A 19,322-nucleotide genomic window follows, 5' to 3' on the forward strand; every position below is an offset into this window, starting at 1 on the left:
ACCTTTTGCATGCCCTCTTTCTGGGCGTACTGGAAGGCGAATTGGCTGATTCTCCTGGAGGCGGTTCTTGTTATGATTCTTTTTGCAACGGCGCCGTCGGGGGTGTACTCCTCGTCACCGACATAGAGGTCCTCGGTGTTCTCCCTCACAATCACAAAGTCAAGGTCCGGGTAGAGGCAGGGGACACCCGGCAGGGACTTAACCGGTCTCAAATTCGCAAAAAGATCAAATTCACGCCTCAGACGGACTATAACGTCAGCTGCGCTTTCACCCGCCGCCCCGAAGAGGGTTGCCCTGGCTTCACCCACGGCTTCAAGGGTCTCCTCTGGCAGTGCCGCCCCTGTCCTTTTAAGGCAGGCATCACCGGCATCTGCATGTATGAATTCAAGGTCAAGGTCAAGGGTGTTCAGGATGTGGAGGGCTGCCTCCATCACCTCCACTCCGATTCCATCACCGGGTATGACTGCTATCTTCATTGATTTCACCCTTTAAAGTCTCCCTTTTTCTTGAGGTAGGGTATAAGGCCGCCCTTCTCGAGTATCTCAACCATGAAGTCCGGGAGTTTCTTGAAGGGGAATTCATCATCTCCCCTTATTATAACACCCCTATCGAGGTCCACCTCTATCTCATCACCCTCATTGAGTTTCTCTGTTATCCCCGGGGCCTCAAGGAGGGGTATTCCAACGTTTATGGCGTTCCTGTAGAATATCCTTGCAAAGGACTCTGCGATTACCGCGGCTATCCCGGCACCCTTCAGGGCCAGGGGGGCGTGCTCCCTGGATGAACCGCACCCGAAGTTTTTTCCGGCGACGATGAAGTCACCGGGTTTCACCTTTGACGGGAATTCAGGGTCCAGACCCTCCATCACGTGTTCCCTCAGCTTCTCAGGGTCCCTCATTACAAGGTACCTTCCGGGTATGATTATGTCAGTGTCCACGTCGTCCGGGAACTTCCAAACCTTTCCTTTCATTACCATCACCTCTACTTCAGACTCCCAGGGTGGGTTATGCTGCCATTCACTGCAGATGCGGCTGCCACGGCTGCTGAGGAGAGGTAGACCTCTGCTTCGGGGCTTCCCTGCCTCCCCCTGAAGTTCCTGTTTGAGGTTGAGAGGCTCACCTCCCCTGGTCCGACCAGTCCAACGTGTCCTCCGAGGCAGGGGCCGCAGCAGGGGTTGCATACCAGGGCTCCTGCATCCACGAATATCTCAATCAGGCCCTCGTCAAGGGCCCTGCGGTAGACCTCCCTGGAGGCAGGTATGACGAGCATCCTGACACTGTCTGAGACCTTCCGGTTCTTCAGTATGGCGGCAGCGTCCCTGAGGTCACTGAGCCTTCCATTTGTGCATGAACCAAGGAAGACCTGGTCTATCTCTGTCCCCTCCACCTCGGTGACGGGTTTCACATTGTCCACATTGTGTGGACAGGCGACCTGGGGTTCAAGGTCACTCACGTCGACCTCCATGACACTGAGGGATGGAGCGTCAGGGTCGGTTTTGAAGACCCTCCAGGGTTTACCTGACCTCCTCCTGACATAGTTCAGGGTTTTTTCGTCAGGTTCCACGATTCCTGTCTTACCACCCATCTCTATTGCCATATTTGAGAGGACCATACGGTCGGATACACTCATTTCTGCAACGGTTTCACCTGCAAATTCACAGGCCATGTAGGTTGCGCCATCGGCACCAACCCTCCCTATTATGTTCAGTATGACGTCCTTTGCATAGACGTGCTCCCTGAGTTTTCCCCTCACATCAAATCTCAGGGTTTCAGGGACCCTGAACCAAAGTTTTCCCGTTGCAAATACCATGGCCATATCTGTTGAACCTATACCTGTTGCGAAGGCTCCGAGGGCCCCATGGGTGCAGGTGTGGGAGTCTGTACCCACCACGACCTCACCGGGCACAACATGGCCCTTCTCAGGGAGCACCTGGTGGCAGACGCCTTCACGGACATCATAGAAGTTCCGTATTCCCTGCTCCTCTACGAAGTCCCTCATTATCATGTGGTTCTGGGCGGCTTCAATGGAGTCTGCAGGGACCTGGTGATCGAATATCACAACGATTTTTTCAGGGTCCCAGACCCTATCCTCACCTATGGCCCTGAAGGACTCAACCGACAGGGGACCTGTGAGGTCATGGGTCATCGCAACATCTATATCCGCCATAACTATTTCACCGGCTTCCACCCTATCCTTACCTGAAGCCCTGGCAAGTATCTTCTCAGAAACAGTCATAGACATCTTCTATCCTCCTTTAGCAGAATAATTGAAGGGTTCATAAAGGTTCCAGCAAGTGGTCCATGGGGCAGTCTGTGAAAATTAGAGCCTCTTTAACCTTCTGATGTCCCCATATGTTCACTGGATAACTGTCTTTCGCCTTCATACTGAAAAACTCGTCTGAATTTTACATCTATATTTTCACCCGGCCCTATAAATACTTTGATAATAAGATTTAAATATATAGTAATAACTTATTAGTTTTCAGGAGCTCACCAAGTCTTTTATAGACGGGGCGTGATATTATTAATCAAGTGAGGGACCCAAATGAAGGAAGAATTGAAGAGGGAATATGAAAGAATTAAGGACAGGATCTCCCCTGAGGAATTTGAGGAACTCATAGAAAAAAAGAAAGAGGAATTAGGGGACATAGGATTCATGGATGACCTTACCATTGCATCGACAGTCGTTGATGATATCCTGAAGGAAAAAAACACCATGCTATCCGAGAAACCCGAACACAGGATGGACACAATATCCAAGCTTGAGGAGGGAGCCGAAACCCCTGTGACAGGGAGGGTCATGAAGATATCAAGCCCCAGGACCTTCACCACCAGGAAGGGAAGGGAGGGGAAACTCGCCAACGTGATAATCGCAGATGATACAGGGGAACTCAGGGCAGTGTTCTGGACAGAGAACATTAAGCTCCTCAAGAAATTCAGGGAGGGCGATGTGATAAGGATAAAGGATGTTAACATAAGGGGAGGATTCGGTGGCAGGAAGGAGGCCCATCTCATGCCAAGATCCACCGTGGAGGTCCTTGACCCCGAGGACTACCCTGACTTCCCTGAGTACCGTGAGGAGATAACCCCGATAGGAGATCTGGTGGAGGATGATGAGGTCAGTGTCATAGCAAGGATCACAGGAGTATCCCGTGTAAGGACCTTTGAGAGGGACGGAAGGGAGGGCAGGTTCATCTCCCTGGACATCATGGATGCAACGGGTTCAACGACCTACACCCTCTGGAACAATGACGTAAACCTCGTTGAGGAACTGGGACTGAAGGAGGGTGATGCAGTGAAGATACTCTGGGCCCAGACAAGGAGAAGGGACGATAAGGTTACCCTCACCCACACCAGCCTCACAAGGGTGGTGCCGGGTGAATACGATGTACCTGAATTCAGGGAGGAGCTCGTGAAGATAGGGGACCTCCATGAGATGAGAAACGTCACTGTGATGGGCCTTGTGACAAAGGTCAATGACCCGGTAGAATTTGAGAGAAACGACGGCACAACAGGTTCTGTGAAGTCCATTGAGATAGCCGATGACACGGGATCTGCAAGGGTAACCCTCTGGGATGAGGATACACGCATCAAAATCAACAAGGGGGATATCATCAGGATATCGGGGGCCAATGTCGAGTTCGATGACTTCAACCAGTCCTACAGGATAAACACGAACTTCAACACCCGCATCACCCTCAACCCTGAATCCGACGGTGCACTGCTGAAGGTCCTTGAGGAGTACAGGGAACAGATGAGGCCAATGAAGATATCTGAGATACTTGAAATGGAGGATGAGGGAGAGGATGTCGATGTCGTTGGAAGGATCTTCAGCCTCAGTGACCCCCGCGAATTTGAGAGGGAAGACGGGACCGGAATCGTGAGGTCAATGGAACTTGCCGATGAGACAGGCAAGATAAGGATCAGTCTCTGGGATGAAAAGGCCGAGCGACCCATGAATATCGGCGACGCAGTCAGAATAGAAAACGCACGCATAAGACTTGGACTCTACAGCGTGGAACTCAGCGCCGGACGAACAACAAGGATAGTGAACCCCCTGCCAGAGGACATGGAGGACCTTCCATCCTTTGAGGAACTTGAAGAGATGCTCTACCAGACAAAGAAAATAGCCGACCTCGAGGAGGACGACAGGAACATAAGGATAATTGCAAGGGTCGTTGACCTCTTTGAACCCAGGGAGTTCCAGAGGGGTGACGGCACCCCCGGACTTGTGAGGACAGCTGAATTCGCTGATGACACGGGATCAATAAGGGCCAGCCTCTGGGACGATGCTGCTGAGAAACCCCTGAGCATAGGGGACCCCGTCAAGATAGAAAATCCCAGGGTGGTTTTCAGGGATGATATGGGTGGTGGAAGACTTGAACTCAGCATAGGAAACAGTTCAAGGATTGAACCGGCCAGCGAGAGGGACCTTGAGGCTCTCCCATCCTTCGATGAACTCCAGGAGATGCTCTATCCCCACCGTGATATTGCGGATCTGGATGAGGATTCAAGGAACGTCCTCATAGAGGGTGAGCTGACCGAGATGTCAGGAAGACGGATTCTCTCCATAAAGTGCCCATCCTGCAAGGAGAGGCTTGATCTCAGTGACGAGAACATATGCAACTTCTGCGGGGAACTGGTGGATGAACCACGCTACCTCCTCATGATCCCCGGGAGGATCATGGACGACACAGGTGAGGTCATGATAACCTTCTTTGGAAGGGAGGCAGAGAGTATCCTTGAAATGACAACAGATGAGGTTGTGAACATTATCAACCAGTCTGCAGATGAATCTGCACTTGAAGAACGTGTGGAGGATCTGAATGGAGTAACCGTGAGGGTTATTGGCAATGCAGATATGGATGTTTACAGCGAGGAGCTAAGGTTCATACCCAGAAAGGTCGTGAATGTGAAACTTTAATTTACCGACGATCCATGCTTAATGAATATTTAAAGATTTAAGGGAGATTAAAATGGTTGAACTGGAAGATCTACCAAATGTAGGGGCTAAAACAGCACAGAAATTAAGGGACGCAGGTTTCGGTGACATGATGCGTCTTGCAACAGCCACAGCCAAGGAACTCTCTGTGAAGGCAGAGATTGGTGAGGGCGTGGCCGAAAAGGTGATAGAGGCCGCCAGAAGGGCTGAGAAGATAGACTTTGAAACAGCCTTCGATGTCATGGAGAGACGGAAGGATGTTGGGAGGATCACAACGGGGAGCAAGGCCCTCGATGAACTGATAGGCGGCGGAATCGAGACACAGGCAATAACCGAGGTTTTCGGAGAATTCGGGTCAGGTAAGAGTCAGCTGTCCCATGAACTTGCAGTCACGGTTCAGCTGCCAGAGGAGAGGGGAGGACTGGATGCTGAGGCTGTTTTCATAGACACAGAGAACACATTCCGTCCGGAGAGGATTGAGCAGATAGCAAATGCCTTTGAACTTGACCTTGAGGAGGTTCTGAATAAGATACACATTGCAAGGGCCTTCAATTCCAGCCACCAGATCCTCATGGCAGAGAAGGTCAATGAGCTCATCCAGGAGGGTAAGAACATACGCCTTGTGATTGTGGACTCCCTCACCGCCCACTTCAGGGCAGAGTATGTGGGTAGGGAGGCCCTCGCAACAAGGCAGCAGAAACTCAACCAGCACCTTCACACCCTTCAGAACATAGCAAACACCTACAACGCCGCGGTATTTGTCACAAACCAGGTCCAGGCCAGACCGGACGCGTTCTTCGGAAGCCCCACCAAGGCCATAGGTGGACACGTGCTTGGTCACGCCGCAACTTACCGTATCTGGCTCAAGAAGGGGCTTGCAGGTAAGAGGATAGCCAGGCTGGTTGACAGTCCCCACCTGCCCGAGGGTGAGTGTGTCTTCAAGATAACAACCGCTGGTATCGTTGATTAAACCAGATTTATTTTTTTGATTTTTATGGGTTCCACTGAGACTGTACTGTCGGTGCTGGTTCTTGTCCTCCTTGGTTACATCCTCAAGCTCCTCGGGGTTCTCAGGGAGGAGGATGCATCCACCCTCAACCGGCTTGTCATCAATGTGGCCATACCATCCCTCATATTCACGTCCCTCTACCGGGCAGACCTATCAGGGATCTCAGACCTTGTACTCATACCGGTTATCTGCATGATTACGGGCACACTCTCTGGAACGATTGCATATCTCTGGGCAAGGAGAAGAGGACTGGATTCAGGTAAAACATGGGGTTTAACTGTAGCTGCAGCGATGATGAACTCCGGTTTTCTGGGTTACCCGGTCACAGCAGGGATATTCGGCTCAGAGGGACTTGTGAGGGCTATATTCTATGACACCGGCACCACACTGATGTTCACGTCCCTCGGACTTCTTCTATCACACCTCTCTGGAGGTGAGGGTTCCAGAATCATGAAGAGGGCCGTCTTCTTCCCTCCTCTCTGGGCCTTCCTGCTGGGGGTCACCTTCAACCTCTGGGGACTTCCCACGGGCATTGCCGGTACCATCCTTGGATACCTCTCAGGGGCGGCGGTTCCACTCATAATGATATCCCTGGGCCTTACACTCAACTTCAGATTTTTAAGGCATTCGGTGGCCGATGCGACCCTTGTCAGCGGTCTGAGGCTCCTCATATCTCCAGTCATGGCCGCCGGGATCTCCTATGTCCTTGCATTCAGGGGACTTAACTTCTCTGTCACGGTACTCGAGGCTTCAATGCCCTCTGCAATGCTTGCAGCGGTACTTGCAATTGAGAACGACCTGGACGTGGACCTGGTATCATCATGCATATTCATGAGTACAATCCTCAGTCTCGTGTCGTTACCCCTCTGGTCAGTTGTGCTCTAAAAAGTCACAGCAAAGTACACACAAAATAAACATTTATTTAATATGCCCGGAAAAAACTGAGGAACGTGTAATAGTATATAAACCTTACTTAAAGTTTTTGATAGAAATATTTATTTAGCACTGTGGTATACCTTACATCAACTGACTATCATTGCTAGATACCCCTATGCAAGGTGATCTAATGGCAGAAGAAAAAAAAGAAGAAACAATGGAAGAACCAAGAATTGGTGTTTACGTCTGCCACTGCGGTGTAAACATCGGCGGTGTGGTTGACATAGAAGCTGTCAGGGACTACGCTGCAAAATTACCCAACGTTGTAGTTTCAAAGGACTACAAGTACTACTGTTCAGACCCAGGTCAGCTCGAGATACAGAAGGACATCAAGGAGCTCGGACTGAACAGGGTTGTTGTGGCTGCATGTTCCCCAAGGCTCCACGAACCAACCTTCAGGAGATGTGTTGAGGAAGCAGGACTCAACCAGTTCCTCTTCGAATTCGCAAACCTCAGGGAGCAGGACTCATGGGTGCACATGGACGACCCTGAGGGTGCAACAGAAAAGGCCAAGGACCTTGTGAGGATGGCCGTTGCCAAGGCAAGGCTCCTGGAACCTCTGGAGGCATCAAAGGTCAGTGTGGATGACAAGGCCCTCGTCATCGGTGGTGGGGTTGCAGGTATACAGACAGCCCTTGACCTGGCTGACATGGGATTCAAGACCTACATGGTTGAGAAGAGGCCAAGTATCTCAGGAAGGATGGGTCAGCTCGACAAGACATTCCCGACCCTCGACTGTTCAATGTGTATCCTCGCACCTAAGATGGTGGACGTCGGTAAACATGACAACATTGAACTCATAACCTACGCTGAGGTTAAGGAAGTTGACGGTTACATAGGTAACTTCAAGGTCAAAATCGAGAAGAAACCCAGATACATAGATGAAGATCTGTGTACCGGATGCGGTTCCTGTGTCGAAGTATGTCCGATTGAAATGCCAAACTACTTCGACGAGGGAATCGGTATGACCAAGGCGGTCTACATACCATTCCCACAGGCAGTTCCACTCTGCGCAACCATCGACAAGGACTACTGTATAGAGTGCATGCTCTGTGATGAGATCTGTGAGAGGGGAGCCGTTAAGCACGACCAGGAACCAGAGGAAATCGAAATCGAAGTGGGTACCATAATCGTGGCCACAGGATACGATGCCTACGACCCAACCGAGAAGCTTGAATACGGTTACGGCAGACACACAAACGTAATAACCGGTCTTGAACTTGAAAGGATGATCAACGCCTCAGGTCCAACCGATGGTAAGGTCATCAAACCATCAGACGGTGAAAAACCCAAGAGGGTTGCCTTCATACACTGTGTCGGTTCAAGGGACGAACAGATCGGAAAACCATACTGTTCCCGTGTCTGCTGCATGTACATAATGAAGAACGCACAGCTCATAAAGGACAAGATGCCTGATACCGAGGTCACACTCTACTACATGGACATAAGGGCATTCGGTAAAGGATTCGAGGAATTCTACAAACGTTCACAGGAGAAATACGGAATCAAGTTCATCAGGGGACGACCTGCTGAGATCCTCGAAAACCCTGACCTGACACTCACAGTGAGATCAGAGGACACACTCCTCGGTAAGGTCACAGAGTACGACTACGACATGGTTGTACTCGGTGTGGGACTTGTCCCACCAGAGGGCTCTGAGAAACTCAGACAGACCATCGGTCTATCCAAATCTGCAGACGGATTCCTGATGGAAGCTCACCCAAAACTCAGGCCTGTTGACACACTGACAGACGGTGTGTACCTTGCAGGTGTTGCTCAGGGTCCAAAGGACATTCCTGACGCTGTTGCACAGGCATCAGGTGCAGCTGCACGTGCAGCAATACCAATGGTTAAGGGTGAAGTGGAAATCGAGCCAATAGTCGCCGTGACAGACTCCGATGTCTGCGGTGGATGTGAGGTCTGCATAGAACTGTGTCCATTCGGCGCCATAAGCATAGAGGAAGGCCATGCAAACGTTAACGTGGCCCTCTGTAAGGGATGCGGAACCTGTGTGGCAGCATGCCCATCAGGTGCCATGGACCAGCAGCACTTCAGGACCGAGCAGATAATGGCCCAGATCGAAGCTGCACTCAACGAACAGGCAAAATAGATGGGTTAACCCCATCAAATCCTTTATTCTTTTTCTAACTTACATGATACTCCGAGCAATCGGATTTTCAATCCCACCAGCTAACTCAACACGCGTTTTTTATGTTGACATCGCAACTGGTAATGGAAGTTAACACCAATTTTATATTGTCATTGCAACTATTTTCCTATTGGAGATGATTTTCATGGTCAGCAATCAGGATTATACCGAGAAGATCAGACAGCTTATGAAGGACCATAACAGCTGGATGGAGTCAAGCATTAACCTCATAGCAAGTGAAAACATAACGAGTTCACGGGTGAAGGAGGCACTCCTCTCGGATCTATCCCACCGATATGCAGAGGGCCTCCCCGGTGAAAGACTCTACGAGGGATGCAGGTACATCGACGAGATTGAAGAGTTAACAATTGAACTTTCAAAGAGGCTCTTCAGGGCGGAACATGCGAACGTCCAGCCAACATCAGGTGTCGTGGCAAACCTCGCCTGTTTCTTCGCCACAGCAGAGGTGGGCGACCCCATAATGGCCATGGAGGTCCCCTACGGAGGACACATATCCCATGCCAGGGTCAGCGCAGCCGGTGTAAGGGGTTTCCAGATATACACACACCCCTTTGACTTTGAGAACATGAACATAGACGCCGATGCAATGAAGAAGAAGATACTGGAGGTTAAACCAAGGATAATACTCTTCGGCGGAAGCCTCTTCCTCTTCCCTCACCCTGTGGAGGAGGCTCTTGAGGCCGCCGAGGAGGTGGGGGCAAGGATAATGTACGATGGTGCCCACGTCCTGGGCCTCATTGCAGGGGGCTACTTCCAGGACCCACTACGTGAGGGTGCCGACATGCTTGTTGGAAGCACCCACAAGACCTTCCCGGGCCCACAGGGCGGTATAATCCTCTGCAGGGAGGAACTTGCAGCTGACATAGATGAGGCGGTGTTCCCCGGACTTGTGAGCAACCACCACCTCCACCATGTGGCCGGCCTTGGGATAGCAACGGCAGAGATGCTGGAATTTGGAGCTGAATATGCAGCCCAGACAATCAATAATGCCAGGAAACTCGCTGAAAACCTCCATGAACTCGGATTCAACGTGTTATGTGAGCACCTTGACTTCACAGAGTCCCACCAGGTTGTGATGGACGTCTCTGATATTGGAAGGGCAGCAGAGATCTCAAAGAGGCTCGAGGCCAACAACATAATACTCAACAAGAACCTCCTCCCATGGGATGATGTGAACAGGTCAGATGACCCATCAGGGATACGCATAGGTACACAGGAGATAACAAGGAGGGGAATGAAGGAGTCAGAGATGTCAGAGGTTGCAGAGTACATCAAGAGAGTTGTTATGGACGGAAAGGATGTCAGGGACGAGGTTGCAGAGTTCATGTCATCATATACCCGGGTCCACTACGCCTTTGAGGACTCGGAGGCCTACAAGTACATGGAGATCCAGTAGATGAGGATTGCCTGGGCATTCACAGGTGCAGGCCACCTCCTCCTTGAAAGCGTCAAGGCCCTTGAGGCCATGGTTGAAGGGGGACACGAGGTGACCATTCTGCTCTCAGGCGCAGCGGAGGAGGTCCTGAGGATGTACGGCCTCCTTGAAAGGGTTAAAAGACTTTCAGGGGGCTACTACCGGGAACTCATAAGCGAGGGCGAGGAGGGCTACAGTTTCCCCATAACAGGGAGGCTTTCCATGGGAAGATACGATCTCCTGGTGGTCTCACCTGTAACCTCCAACACCGTGGCCAAGGTCGTCCACGGCATAGCAGACACCCTTGTCACCAATGCGGTTGCCCAGGCAGGCAAGGGTGGGGTGCCGGTTTACTGTGTACCCGTTGACCTTGAGGAGGGCGACGTTGAGACGGTTCTGCCATCAAAACTTGAACTTGAACTCTGCAGAGGATGTGAACCATGTCTTGCAGCTGCAGCATGCCCTGAGGACGCCATAGTTCCGGGTGTTGAGATAAGACTACTCAGCTGCAGGGGCTGCGGCGCCTGCAGAACAGCCTGTCCCCACGGCGCGGTCTCAGGGGGCCGGATCATAACCATACACATGAGGGAAGTGGATATAAGGAACACAGCAAGACTCGCTGCAATGGATGGAATAAGGGTTTTCGCAAAACCCGGCGAAATTCTGGAGAACATGGCGCACAGTCATATCTAAGCAGGATAATACAAAAACCACCCGGCAGCTATTCAAACACTGAAAGGCACCCCGGATCAGTCTTAATAATAGACAATAAAAAAACCAAAAAACTTAATTTTTTTCAGGACCATATAAACCTCAGGGGTGTTTTTTATGGAGGGTAAACGAATAGATTTTCTTCTGGAGGAACTCCGGAACCCGGACTGGGTCGTGCGTGAGGATGCCGTGGAACTACTTGCAGAGGTGGCTGACCCACGTGCAGTGGGTCCACTCATTGAAGCCCTTGATGATGAGGACTACCATGTGAGGGAGGCTGCAGCGCTTGCCCTTGCAACCTTTGATGATAGGATGGCGGTTGAACCACTCAGGGAGCACCTCTCGGATGATAAACCTGGAGTCAGATATGCGTGTGCACTGGCCCTCGGGATACTGGGTGATGAGGATTCAATCCCGGACCTTGAGGAGCTCCTTGATGATGAGAGCCCGATGGTGAGGAGGGTGGCTGAGGTCGCCATTTCTGAGATAAGGAAGCGTGCAGCTTAGTTCTGATTTCTGTTCTGGCTGTTGCTATCCGGTATGAGCATCTGGCAGATCACCTACTGAAACCATATCAGGACTCCAGGGCCCTGAATTCGATTGTATCCCCAACCCTGGTCCCAGAATCCCTGATCTTTCCCTCCCTGAGTTCTATAACATACCTTGCAGGTTTCCTGGGGTTGTAGATCTGCCATGGCCTGAGGGTTACACTGTCAACGACCCGCATATCTCCATCAACAAATAAAACATCCAGCGGGACAAGCATGAAGAACATGTGTATCCCTGAGCCATACCTCCCCCTCCCCACTGGTATCTCCAGCACAAGTCCGGTTTCAACGTCCCTGCGTAGCATCAGGCCCCTGAAGCGTGACATGAATGTCCTGGCAAATCTGACGGCACCCAGACTGGTGCCCCGCGTCTTATTAATGACCTCTCTCTTCATCATAATTTCTCCTGAACTGGATGTGTATACTTATTTATATCATCACCCCAAAACCATAAACCATTATTGTGGATATTCATCAGGAGGTTATCACTGTGAGAAATATTATCATTGAACCCCTTAACCAGACACCAATCGAGGATCAGAAGGTGGAGATAGTTGAAAGGAAGGGCATAGGGCATCCGGACAGTATAAGTGACGGGATCGCGGAATCAGTGAGCAGGGCCCTATGCAACGCCTACCTTGACAGGTTCGGTGCAATAATGCACCACAACACCGACGAGGTTCAGATAACAGCTGGCGAATCAGCCCCCCAGTTCGGAGGCGGCGAGGTCATAAAACCCATGGAGATACTCCTCACAGGAAGGGGTATAGCAGAGGTTGATGGTGAGAAGATAGGTCTCGACAGGATAGCCATCTCAGCGGCCAAGGAATACCTGAGGGAGAACATAATGAACCTTGATGTTGAAACCTGCACCGTGGTTGAGTGCAAGATCGGCCACGGCTCAGGTGACCTCAGGGATGTATTTGCCAGGAAGGGCAGGGCACCCCTCTCAAACGACACATCCTTCGGTGTTGGATTTGCTCCCTTCTCAGAGACAGAGAGGATAGTAATGGAGGCAGAGAACCTCCTTAACTCACCCGAATTCAAGAAGAAGCACCCTGCCGTTGGTGAGGACATAAAGGTCATGGGGCTCAGGGAAAATGATAACATCACACTCACGGTCGCCTGTGCAATGGTTGACAGGTACGTCTCAGACCTCGAGGAGTACCTGGAGGTCAAGAACGTTGTGAGGGATGAGGTCTTCAAAATCGCCTCAAAACTCACAGACAGGAACCTTGAGGTCTTTGTCAACACCGCCGACCGCTGCGAGGATGATGAACCCTCAGTCTACATCACTGTAACAGGGACCTCCGCAGAGATGGGTGACGATGGATCAGTTGGAAGGGGTAACAGGGCCAATGGACTCATAACACCCAACAGGCCAATGTCAATGGAGGCAACATCAGGTAAGAATCCCATAAACCATGTGGGTAAGATCTACAACCTCCTCTCAAACCAGATGGCCGGTGATATAGTTGAAAGTGTTGAGGGTGTTAAACAGGTCCACATCATGATACTGAGCCAGATAGGAAAACCGATTGACCATCCAAAGGCTGCAACAGCCCAGCTGATCCTTGAGGACGGGTATACAATGGATGAAGTCACAGGGAAGGTTTCAGGTGTCATGGACGCCTGGCTGGAGGACATACCCAGCATAACCGAGATGCTAGTGAAGGGACAGCTCAGGACCTTCTAATATCCAGCTGAGGGAGAAACACATGCCAATCCAGGAAGCCGAAAAATCCTACAGACCCCACAGGATCGAGGAGAAGGTCCAGAGTTTCTGGGAAGAAAGGGACATCTATGAACGGGTGAAGGAACTGAGGGAGGATAGGCCACGCTATTCATTCCTTGACGGCCCACCCTACTGCAGTGGAAGGATTCACCTCGGTACAGCATGGAACAAGATAATGAAGGATACATACCTCCGTTTCAAGTCAATGAAGGGGTTCAATGTCAGGAGGCAGCCTGGATGGGACACTCACGGTCTCCCCATCGAACACAAGGTCGAGGGACTCCTTGGTGTCAGGAGCAAGAAGGACATTGAGGACAAGATCGGAATCGAGGAATTCGTCAACAAATGCAGGGAATTTGCAGTGGAGAATAAGGCAGTCATGACAGGCCAGTTCCAGCGTCTGGGTGTATGGATGGACTGGGATGACCCCTATGTAACCTTTGACCCGGCTTACATGGAATCATGCTGGTGGACCCTCAAAAGGGCCCATGAAAAGGACCTCCTTGTGAGGGATCTGAGGGTCATAACCTGGTGTCCACGCTGTGAAACAGCCCTGGCACTGGCAGAGATCGACTACCATGATAAGGAGGACCCATCAATCTATGTGAAGTTCCCTGTTTCAGGGGACACCCACATACTTGTATGGACAACCACGCCCTGGACTCTCCCTGCGAACATGGCGGTTGCGGTCCACCCGGACTTCGAATACGCCTACGCACGCCTTGATGGAGAAACCTACATAATGGCAGAGGCTCTGGTCGAGAAGGTTCTTGGTGAAGAAGCCGAGATCCTGAAAACGGTCAAAGGGACCGAACTTGAGGGTTTAACCTACAGGCACCCCCTCGATGATGAGGTACCCCTCCACAGGGAGATTGAACACAGGGTGATCCTGGGGGACCACGTAACCCTGACAGAGGGGACAGGCTGCGTCCACACAGCACCGGGGCATGGTCCTGAGGACTTCGAGATAGGTAAGAAGTATGGTCTTGAGGTCATCTGTCCGGTGGACGAGGCAGGCATCTTCACAGATGAAGCAGGAAAGTACTCTGGCCGCTTTGTCAAGGATGCCGATGCAGACATAATAGCTGACCTCAGATCAAAGGGTCTGCTCCTGAGGGCCGGGACCATAAGCCACAGGTACGGGTTCTGCTGGAGGTGCAAGACACCAATAATATACCTTGCAACAGAGCAGTGGTTCCTCAAGATAACCGAGATAAAGGATAAAATGCTGAGGGAACTTGACAGGGTCCAGTGGGTCCCCTCATGGGCAGGGGAGAGCAGATTCAGGAACTGGATAGAGAATGCACGCGACTGGACCATCTCAAGGCAGAGGTACTGGGGAATACCCATACCAATATGGATATGTGAGGAATGTGACAGCATACACGTGGTCGGATCCATAGATGAACTCAGGGAGCTGGCGGTGGAGGGAGAACTCGAGGGAGACTTCATCCACAGGCCCCACGTGGACAGGATAGTCCTTGAATGCGGTGAATGCGGCGGAAGGATGAAGAGGACACCTGACGTCCTGGATGTCTGGATAGACTCGGGGGTGGCTGGCTGGGCAGCCCTCCACTACCCCTCAGAGACAGAACTCTTCAGGGAATGGTTCCCCTACGACTTTATAACCGAGGGCCATGACCAGACCCGTGGCTGGTTCTACTCACAGCTGGGATGCGGTGTCATAGCCCTGGATGAGGTCCCCTACAGGAGGGTCCTCATGCACGGCTTCACACTGGATGAAGAGGGCCGTAAGATGAGCAAATCCCTGGGAAACGTTGTTGAACCCGAGGATGTCATAGAGAAGTATGGTGCAGACGTCCTGAGATTCTATCTCCTCTGGGCAAACAAGCCATGGGAGGACCTCAAATTTGTATGGGATGAGCTCAGGAACGTCAACAAGATGTTCAACATACTCTGGAATGTCTATGTATTCGCAACAACCTACATGTCCCTTGACAGGTTCCAGCCAGGAGACCACAGTGCTGAGGATCTGAGCTTCAGGGATGAGGACCGGTGGATCCTCTCAAGGATCAACTCCGTGGCCCTTAAGGTCACAGAGGCCATTGAAAACCTCCACTTCCACAGGGCCACCCGTGAAATCCATGACTTCATAGTGGAGGACCTCAGCCGCTGGTACATAAGGCTGATAAGGAGCCGCACCTGGATAGAGAGGGACGACCCCGATAAACTCGCAGCCTACCACACCCTCTACACAGTCCTCAAGACCCTCATAGTCACCCTATCACCGGTGGCACCCCACGTATGTGAGGACATCTACCAGAACCTTGTAAGGGGAGCTGAACCGGATTCACCAGAGAGCATACACATGCTTGACTGGATCCTGGATGAGGGGGCAGTTGACAGCCAGCTTGAGGCCGATATGGATATCGTCAGGGAGATAATAGAGGCCTGCGCAAGGGCCAGGGATACAGCAAGGTACAAGCTCAGATGGCCGGTCAGGGAGATGGTGGTGGTGTCTGAGGATGAAGGTGTTCTGAAGGCCGCAGAGTCCCTCAGGAACGTCATAGCAGAGCAGGCCAATGCAAAGTCCATCAAAACCTCAACGGAGTTCCCTGACATGAAGGTGATAGCCAGGCCAAATCCAGCAACCCTGGGGCCCAGGCTGAGGCAGGACATGCCCCTGGTGATGAGGGAACTGGAAGGCGCAGACGGATCAGCAGTGAAGGCTGCACTGGACTCCGATGGTGAGTTCACGGTTGAAGCCGATGGCAAGAAATTTAAACTCACATCTGAGGATATTGTATTTGAAACAGAGCTTCCAGAGAATATAGTGAGCGCTCAGTTCGATGGGGGAAGCGTTTTCATCGACACAGAACTCACACCTGAGATCATGAGCGAGGCAATGGCCCGGGAACTTGTAAGGAGAATCCAGGATATGAGGAAGGACCTTGACCTGGACGTTGAGGCCAGCATAGAGGTGTCAGTTAAATGCAGCGAAGAATTCAGGGAACTCACAGAACCCCAGAGGGAGTTCATAGAGAACGAGGTGAGGGCCAGCACACTATCCTTTGATTACTCTGAACTCGAATACACCAAGGAATGGAAGATATCAGACGAAAACCTGATAATATCAATAAAACCTGCAAAGGTGTGAAAATGGTTTTAACCGATTCTGAAATGGAATTTATAAGGAAGGAGCTTGGGAGGGACCCCAACCCCCTCGAGTACGGGATGCTGGATGTCATGTTCTCGGAGCACTGCTCCTACAAGAGCAGCCGACCGGTCCTGGGCCTCTTCCCTACAGAGGGCGAGGATGTCATAATCGGCCCGGGTGATGATGCAGGTGTTGTGGAGATAACCGATGAACTGGCACTGGTCATCGGAATTGAAAGTCACAACCACCCCTCAGCCATAGAACCCTATGGTGGCGCAGGTACAGGTATAGGGGGCATACTAAGGGATATAATCTCAATGGGGGCCATGCCGGTGGCTCTCCTGGACTCACTCCGTTTTGGATACCTTGAGGACCAGAAGTCAAGGTACCTCTTTGAGCACGTTGTCAGGGGGATATCAGACTACGGGAACCGTGTGGGCGTACCAACAGTTGCTGGCGAGGTCGAATTCGATGAAAACTTCCAGCTGAACCCCCTCGTAAATGTTATGTGCGCGGGACTTGTACCTAGGAATGATATAAAGCGGGGAATCGCCCCCCGCCCCGGCGACGTCTTCCTCCTCATGGGGGGAAGGACAGGAAGGGACGGGATACATGGGGTCACCTTCGCATCCGAGGAGCTCACAAGTTCCTCTGAACTCGAGGACCGCCCAGCGGTCCAGGTGGGGGATCCCTTCACAAAGAAGATGGTCATGGAGGCAAGCTTCGAGATAATGGATGAGATAGAGGTCTCAGGAGTCAAGGACCTTGGAGGGGGAGGTCTGACCTGCTGCATCTCCGAACTGGTCGCCAAGTGTGACAACGGTGCAAGGGTCAGCCTCGAGGCCATACCACTGCGGGAGGAGGGGATGACCCCCTATGAGATCATGCTATCAGAGTCACAGGAGCGCATGATCTTCGTGATGGCACCAGATGATGTTGAGGCTGCAATGGAAATCTGCAGGAAATATGAGTTACCAGCAGCGGTTATAGGTGAGGTTACAGACACGGGCAGGATGATCGTTGAGAGTGAGGGCGAGGTTATAGCCGATCTACCAGCAAAGCTCCTGGCGGACCCTCCAGTGGTTGAGAGGGAAGCCAGAAAGCCCCAGCTACCAGAGGGACAGGTGGAGGTTAAGCATCCACCCCTTAAGGAAACACTCCTGAAGCTGATATCATCACCCAACATTGCAAGCAAGCGCTGGGTTTACAGGCAGTACGACCATGAGGTCCAGATAAGGACCGTTGTAAAACCAGGGGATGATGCAGCCGTCCTGAGGGTTGATGGCACAACCGGGGTTGCACTCACCGTCGACTGCAACAGCATCCACACGAAGCTCGACCCCTACGGTGGAGGCGCGGCCTCGGTCGGGGAGGCCATAAGGAATGTTGTATCAATGGGGGCCTGGCCTGTGTGCATAGTTGACTGCCTCAACTTCGGCAACCCCGAGAAGCCTGAGGTATTCTGGCAGTTCAGGGAATGTGTGAGGGGCATGGCTGATATGGCAGAAACCTTCAGCACCCCCGTTATAAGTGGTAACGTGAGCTTCTACAATGAGACAGAGGGTGTCACCGTGAACCCATCCCCTGTGGTGGGTGTGGCAGGCAAACTATCCCTTGATAGCATAAAGACCCTGGACTTCAAGGATGAGGGGGAGGAGATAGTGGTCATCGGGGAAACAGGGCCGGAACTGGGCGCATCAGAGTACCTGAGGACAGTTCATGGTATCGTGGATGGAAAACCCCCTGAAACAGATCTTAAGGCAGAGTTTGAAGCTGCAAAGGCAGTTAAGGAGATAATCGACGGGTCTGGAGATAGGGTGACAGCGGTCCATGACTGCTCAGCAGGGGGCATAGCTGTGGCACTGGCTGAGATGGCCATAAAGTCAGGCATCGGGGCCAGGATAGACCCCATGAAGATCCCCGGCAGATTCAGGAACATCCACGAGGCCCTCTTCTCAGAGTCCAATGGAAGGTACATAATGACCGTGAGGGGATCAGCCAGGGACATACTTGGCGGCCTGGATGTCCCATGGGCTGTTATTGGAACCACCGGCGGCAGGACCCTTGAATTCGGCGATGTAGCCCTGGACGTCTCAGAACTTGATGATGCCTATCACGGTGTGATTGAGGCATACATGTCCACATAGGTGTTCCTTTGAAATACCGGAGGGAATTCTTCAGGCAGCTGATACATGCAACCGGAATAGTCTTCGTGATCCTTGCAGGCTACCTGGACACCACCTCCATGATAATCCTCTCCCTTGCAGCAGCCATATGCGGGGAGATCATATTCCAGCTTGACAGGAGATTCTACCTCCCCTTCTTCTCAGTAATCTTGAGGGGCTGCAGAAGGGATGATACTGAGAGGGGCTTCATTTACTATTTCATTGGCATGACACTCACCTATTCCCTCTTTGGATTCAACATGCATGTGGCCAATGCAGCCATCATCATACTGACACTCGGAGATTCACTATCAACCATAATCGGGAGGAGGTTCGGGAAACACCCCCTCCCACTTAAACATGATAAGAGCATCGAGGGGTCAGCAGCATTCCTTGCAGCAGGATTCCTGGGGTCCCTTTTCTTCATTGAACCCATCCATGCCATAACAGGCGCCATCACAGGCATGCTGGTGGAGGCATACACACCGGTGGAGGATAATATAGTCATCCCCCTGGTGGTGGGGGCTATTCTACTGATTTAAATGTCCTTATGCCGGGACACAATTAGTTATTTT

The 19,322-nt window shown here is 51.7% G+C and carries 15 protein-coding genes; 11 read left to right on the top strand and 4 right to left on the bottom strand.

Features of this window, described 5'->3' with window-relative positions:
- The 3 genes from C7452_RS00005 to hacA form a co-directional block, all read right to left on the bottom strand.
- Nucleotides 1–476: isocitrate/isopropylmalate family dehydrogenase (locus C7452_RS00005; protein ID WP_245942721.1), on the bottom strand; the 476-nt coding region annotated here is incomplete at its 3' end.
- A gap of 5 nt (nt 477–481) precedes the next feature.
- The gene (locus C7452_RS00010; RefSeq protein WP_010876999.1) at nt 482–970 is read right to left on the bottom strand and encodes a 3-isopropylmalate dehydratase small subunit; all 489 of its coding nucleotides are present in this window, start codon (nt 968–970) and stop codon (nt 482–484) included.
- Between the two features lie 11 nt (nt 971–981).
- Entirely contained in the window at nt 982–2,241 is a 1,260-nt protein-coding gene (hacA, locus tag C7452_RS00015) for a homoaconitase large subunit (RefSeq protein ID WP_115891888.1), read from the bottom strand.
- Between the two features lie 315 nt (nt 2,242–2,556).
- On the opposite strand from hacA, the gene C7452_RS00020 reads away from it, so the two are divergent.
- From C7452_RS00020 to C7452_RS00050, 7 genes are all read left to right on the top strand, one after another.
- Entirely contained in the window at nt 2,557–4,923 is a 2,367-nt protein-coding gene (locus C7452_RS00020) for an OB-fold nucleic acid binding domain-containing protein (protein ID WP_245942723.1), read from the top strand.
- Nucleotides 4,924–4,975: 52 nt separating this feature from the next.
- Complete coding sequence (gene radA / locus C7452_RS00025) at nt 4,976–5,911, top strand: DNA repair and recombination protein RadA (RefSeq protein ID WP_010876995.1); 936 nt, start codon at nt 4,976–4,978, stop codon at nt 5,909–5,911.
- Between the two features lie 24 nt (nt 5,912–5,935).
- A complete protein-coding gene (locus tag C7452_RS00030) occupies nt 5,936–6,835 on the top strand; it encodes an AEC family transporter (protein WP_245942724.1) in 900 nt (299 codons plus the stop codon).
- 181 nt (nt 6,836–7,016) lie between these two features.
- Nucleotides 7,017–8,996 carry a H(2):CoB-CoM heterodisulfide ferredoxin reductase subunit HdrA gene (hdrA, locus tag C7452_RS00035; RefSeq protein ID WP_048061038.1) on the top strand — a complete coding sequence of 660 codons (1,980 nt, stop codon included), beginning with the start codon at nt 7,017–7,019 and terminating at the stop codon, nt 8,994–8,996.
- Between the two features lie 184 nt (nt 8,997–9,180).
- Nucleotides 9,181–10,452 carry a serine hydroxymethyltransferase gene (gene glyA, locus C7452_RS00040; RefSeq protein ID WP_048061037.1) on the top strand — a complete coding sequence of 424 codons (1,272 nt, stop codon included), beginning with the start codon at nt 9,181–9,183 and terminating at the stop codon, nt 10,450–10,452.
- Nucleotides 10,453–11,163 (top strand): dihydromethanopterin reductase (acceptor), encoded by a 711-nt coding sequence (locus C7452_RS00045; protein ID WP_115891891.1) that lies wholly within the window; start codon nt 10,453–10,455, stop codon nt 11,161–11,163.
- Between the two features lie 135 nt (nt 11,164–11,298).
- On the top strand, nt 11,299–11,688 hold the full coding sequence (locus tag C7452_RS00050; protein ID WP_048061036.1) for a HEAT repeat domain-containing protein: 390 nt from the start codon (nt 11,299–11,301) through the stop codon (nt 11,686–11,688).
- Between the two features lie 67 nt (nt 11,689–11,755).
- Here the strand turns inward: C7452_RS00050 and C7452_RS00055 are convergent, their stop codons facing one another.
- On the bottom strand, nt 11,756–12,127 hold the full coding sequence (locus C7452_RS00055) for a DUF192 domain-containing protein (RefSeq protein WP_115891892.1): 372 nt from the start codon (nt 12,125–12,127) through the stop codon (nt 11,756–11,758).
- Between the two features lie 92 nt (nt 12,128–12,219).
- Between C7452_RS00055 and C7452_RS00060 the strand changes: the two genes are divergently transcribed.
- The 4 genes from C7452_RS00060 to C7452_RS00075 are packed head-to-tail and all read left to right on the top strand — an operon-like array spanning nt 12,220 to nt 19,289.
- Nucleotides 12,220–13,425 carry a methionine adenosyltransferase gene (locus C7452_RS00060; RefSeq protein ID WP_115891893.1) on the top strand — a complete coding sequence of 402 codons (1,206 nt, stop codon included), beginning with the start codon at nt 12,220–12,222 and terminating at the stop codon, nt 13,423–13,425.
- Between the two features lie 22 nt (nt 13,426–13,447).
- On the top strand, nt 13,448–16,582 hold the full coding sequence (ileS, locus tag C7452_RS00065) for an isoleucine--tRNA ligase (protein WP_115891894.1): 3,135 nt from the start codon (nt 13,448–13,450) through the stop codon (nt 16,580–16,582).
- A 2-nt stretch (nt 16,583–16,584) separates the two neighbouring features.
- The gene (purL, locus tag C7452_RS00070; protein ID WP_115891895.1) at nt 16,585–18,729 is read left to right on the top strand and encodes a phosphoribosylformylglycinamidine synthase subunit PurL; all 2,145 of its coding nucleotides are present in this window, start codon (nt 16,585–16,587) and stop codon (nt 18,727–18,729) included.
- 8 nt (nt 18,730–18,737) lie between these two features.
- Nucleotides 18,738–19,289 (top strand): diacylglycerol/polyprenol kinase family protein, encoded by a 552-nt coding sequence (locus C7452_RS00075; RefSeq protein ID WP_115891896.1) that lies wholly within the window; start codon nt 18,738–18,740, stop codon nt 19,287–19,289.
- The last annotated feature ends 33 nt before the right edge of the window (nt 19,290–19,322 follow it).

Source organism: Methanothermobacter defluvii (assembly GCF_003385755.1).
Classification (GTDB): domain Archaea; phylum Methanobacteriota; class Methanobacteria; order Methanobacteriales; family Methanothermobacteraceae; genus Methanothermobacter; species Methanothermobacter thermautotrophicus.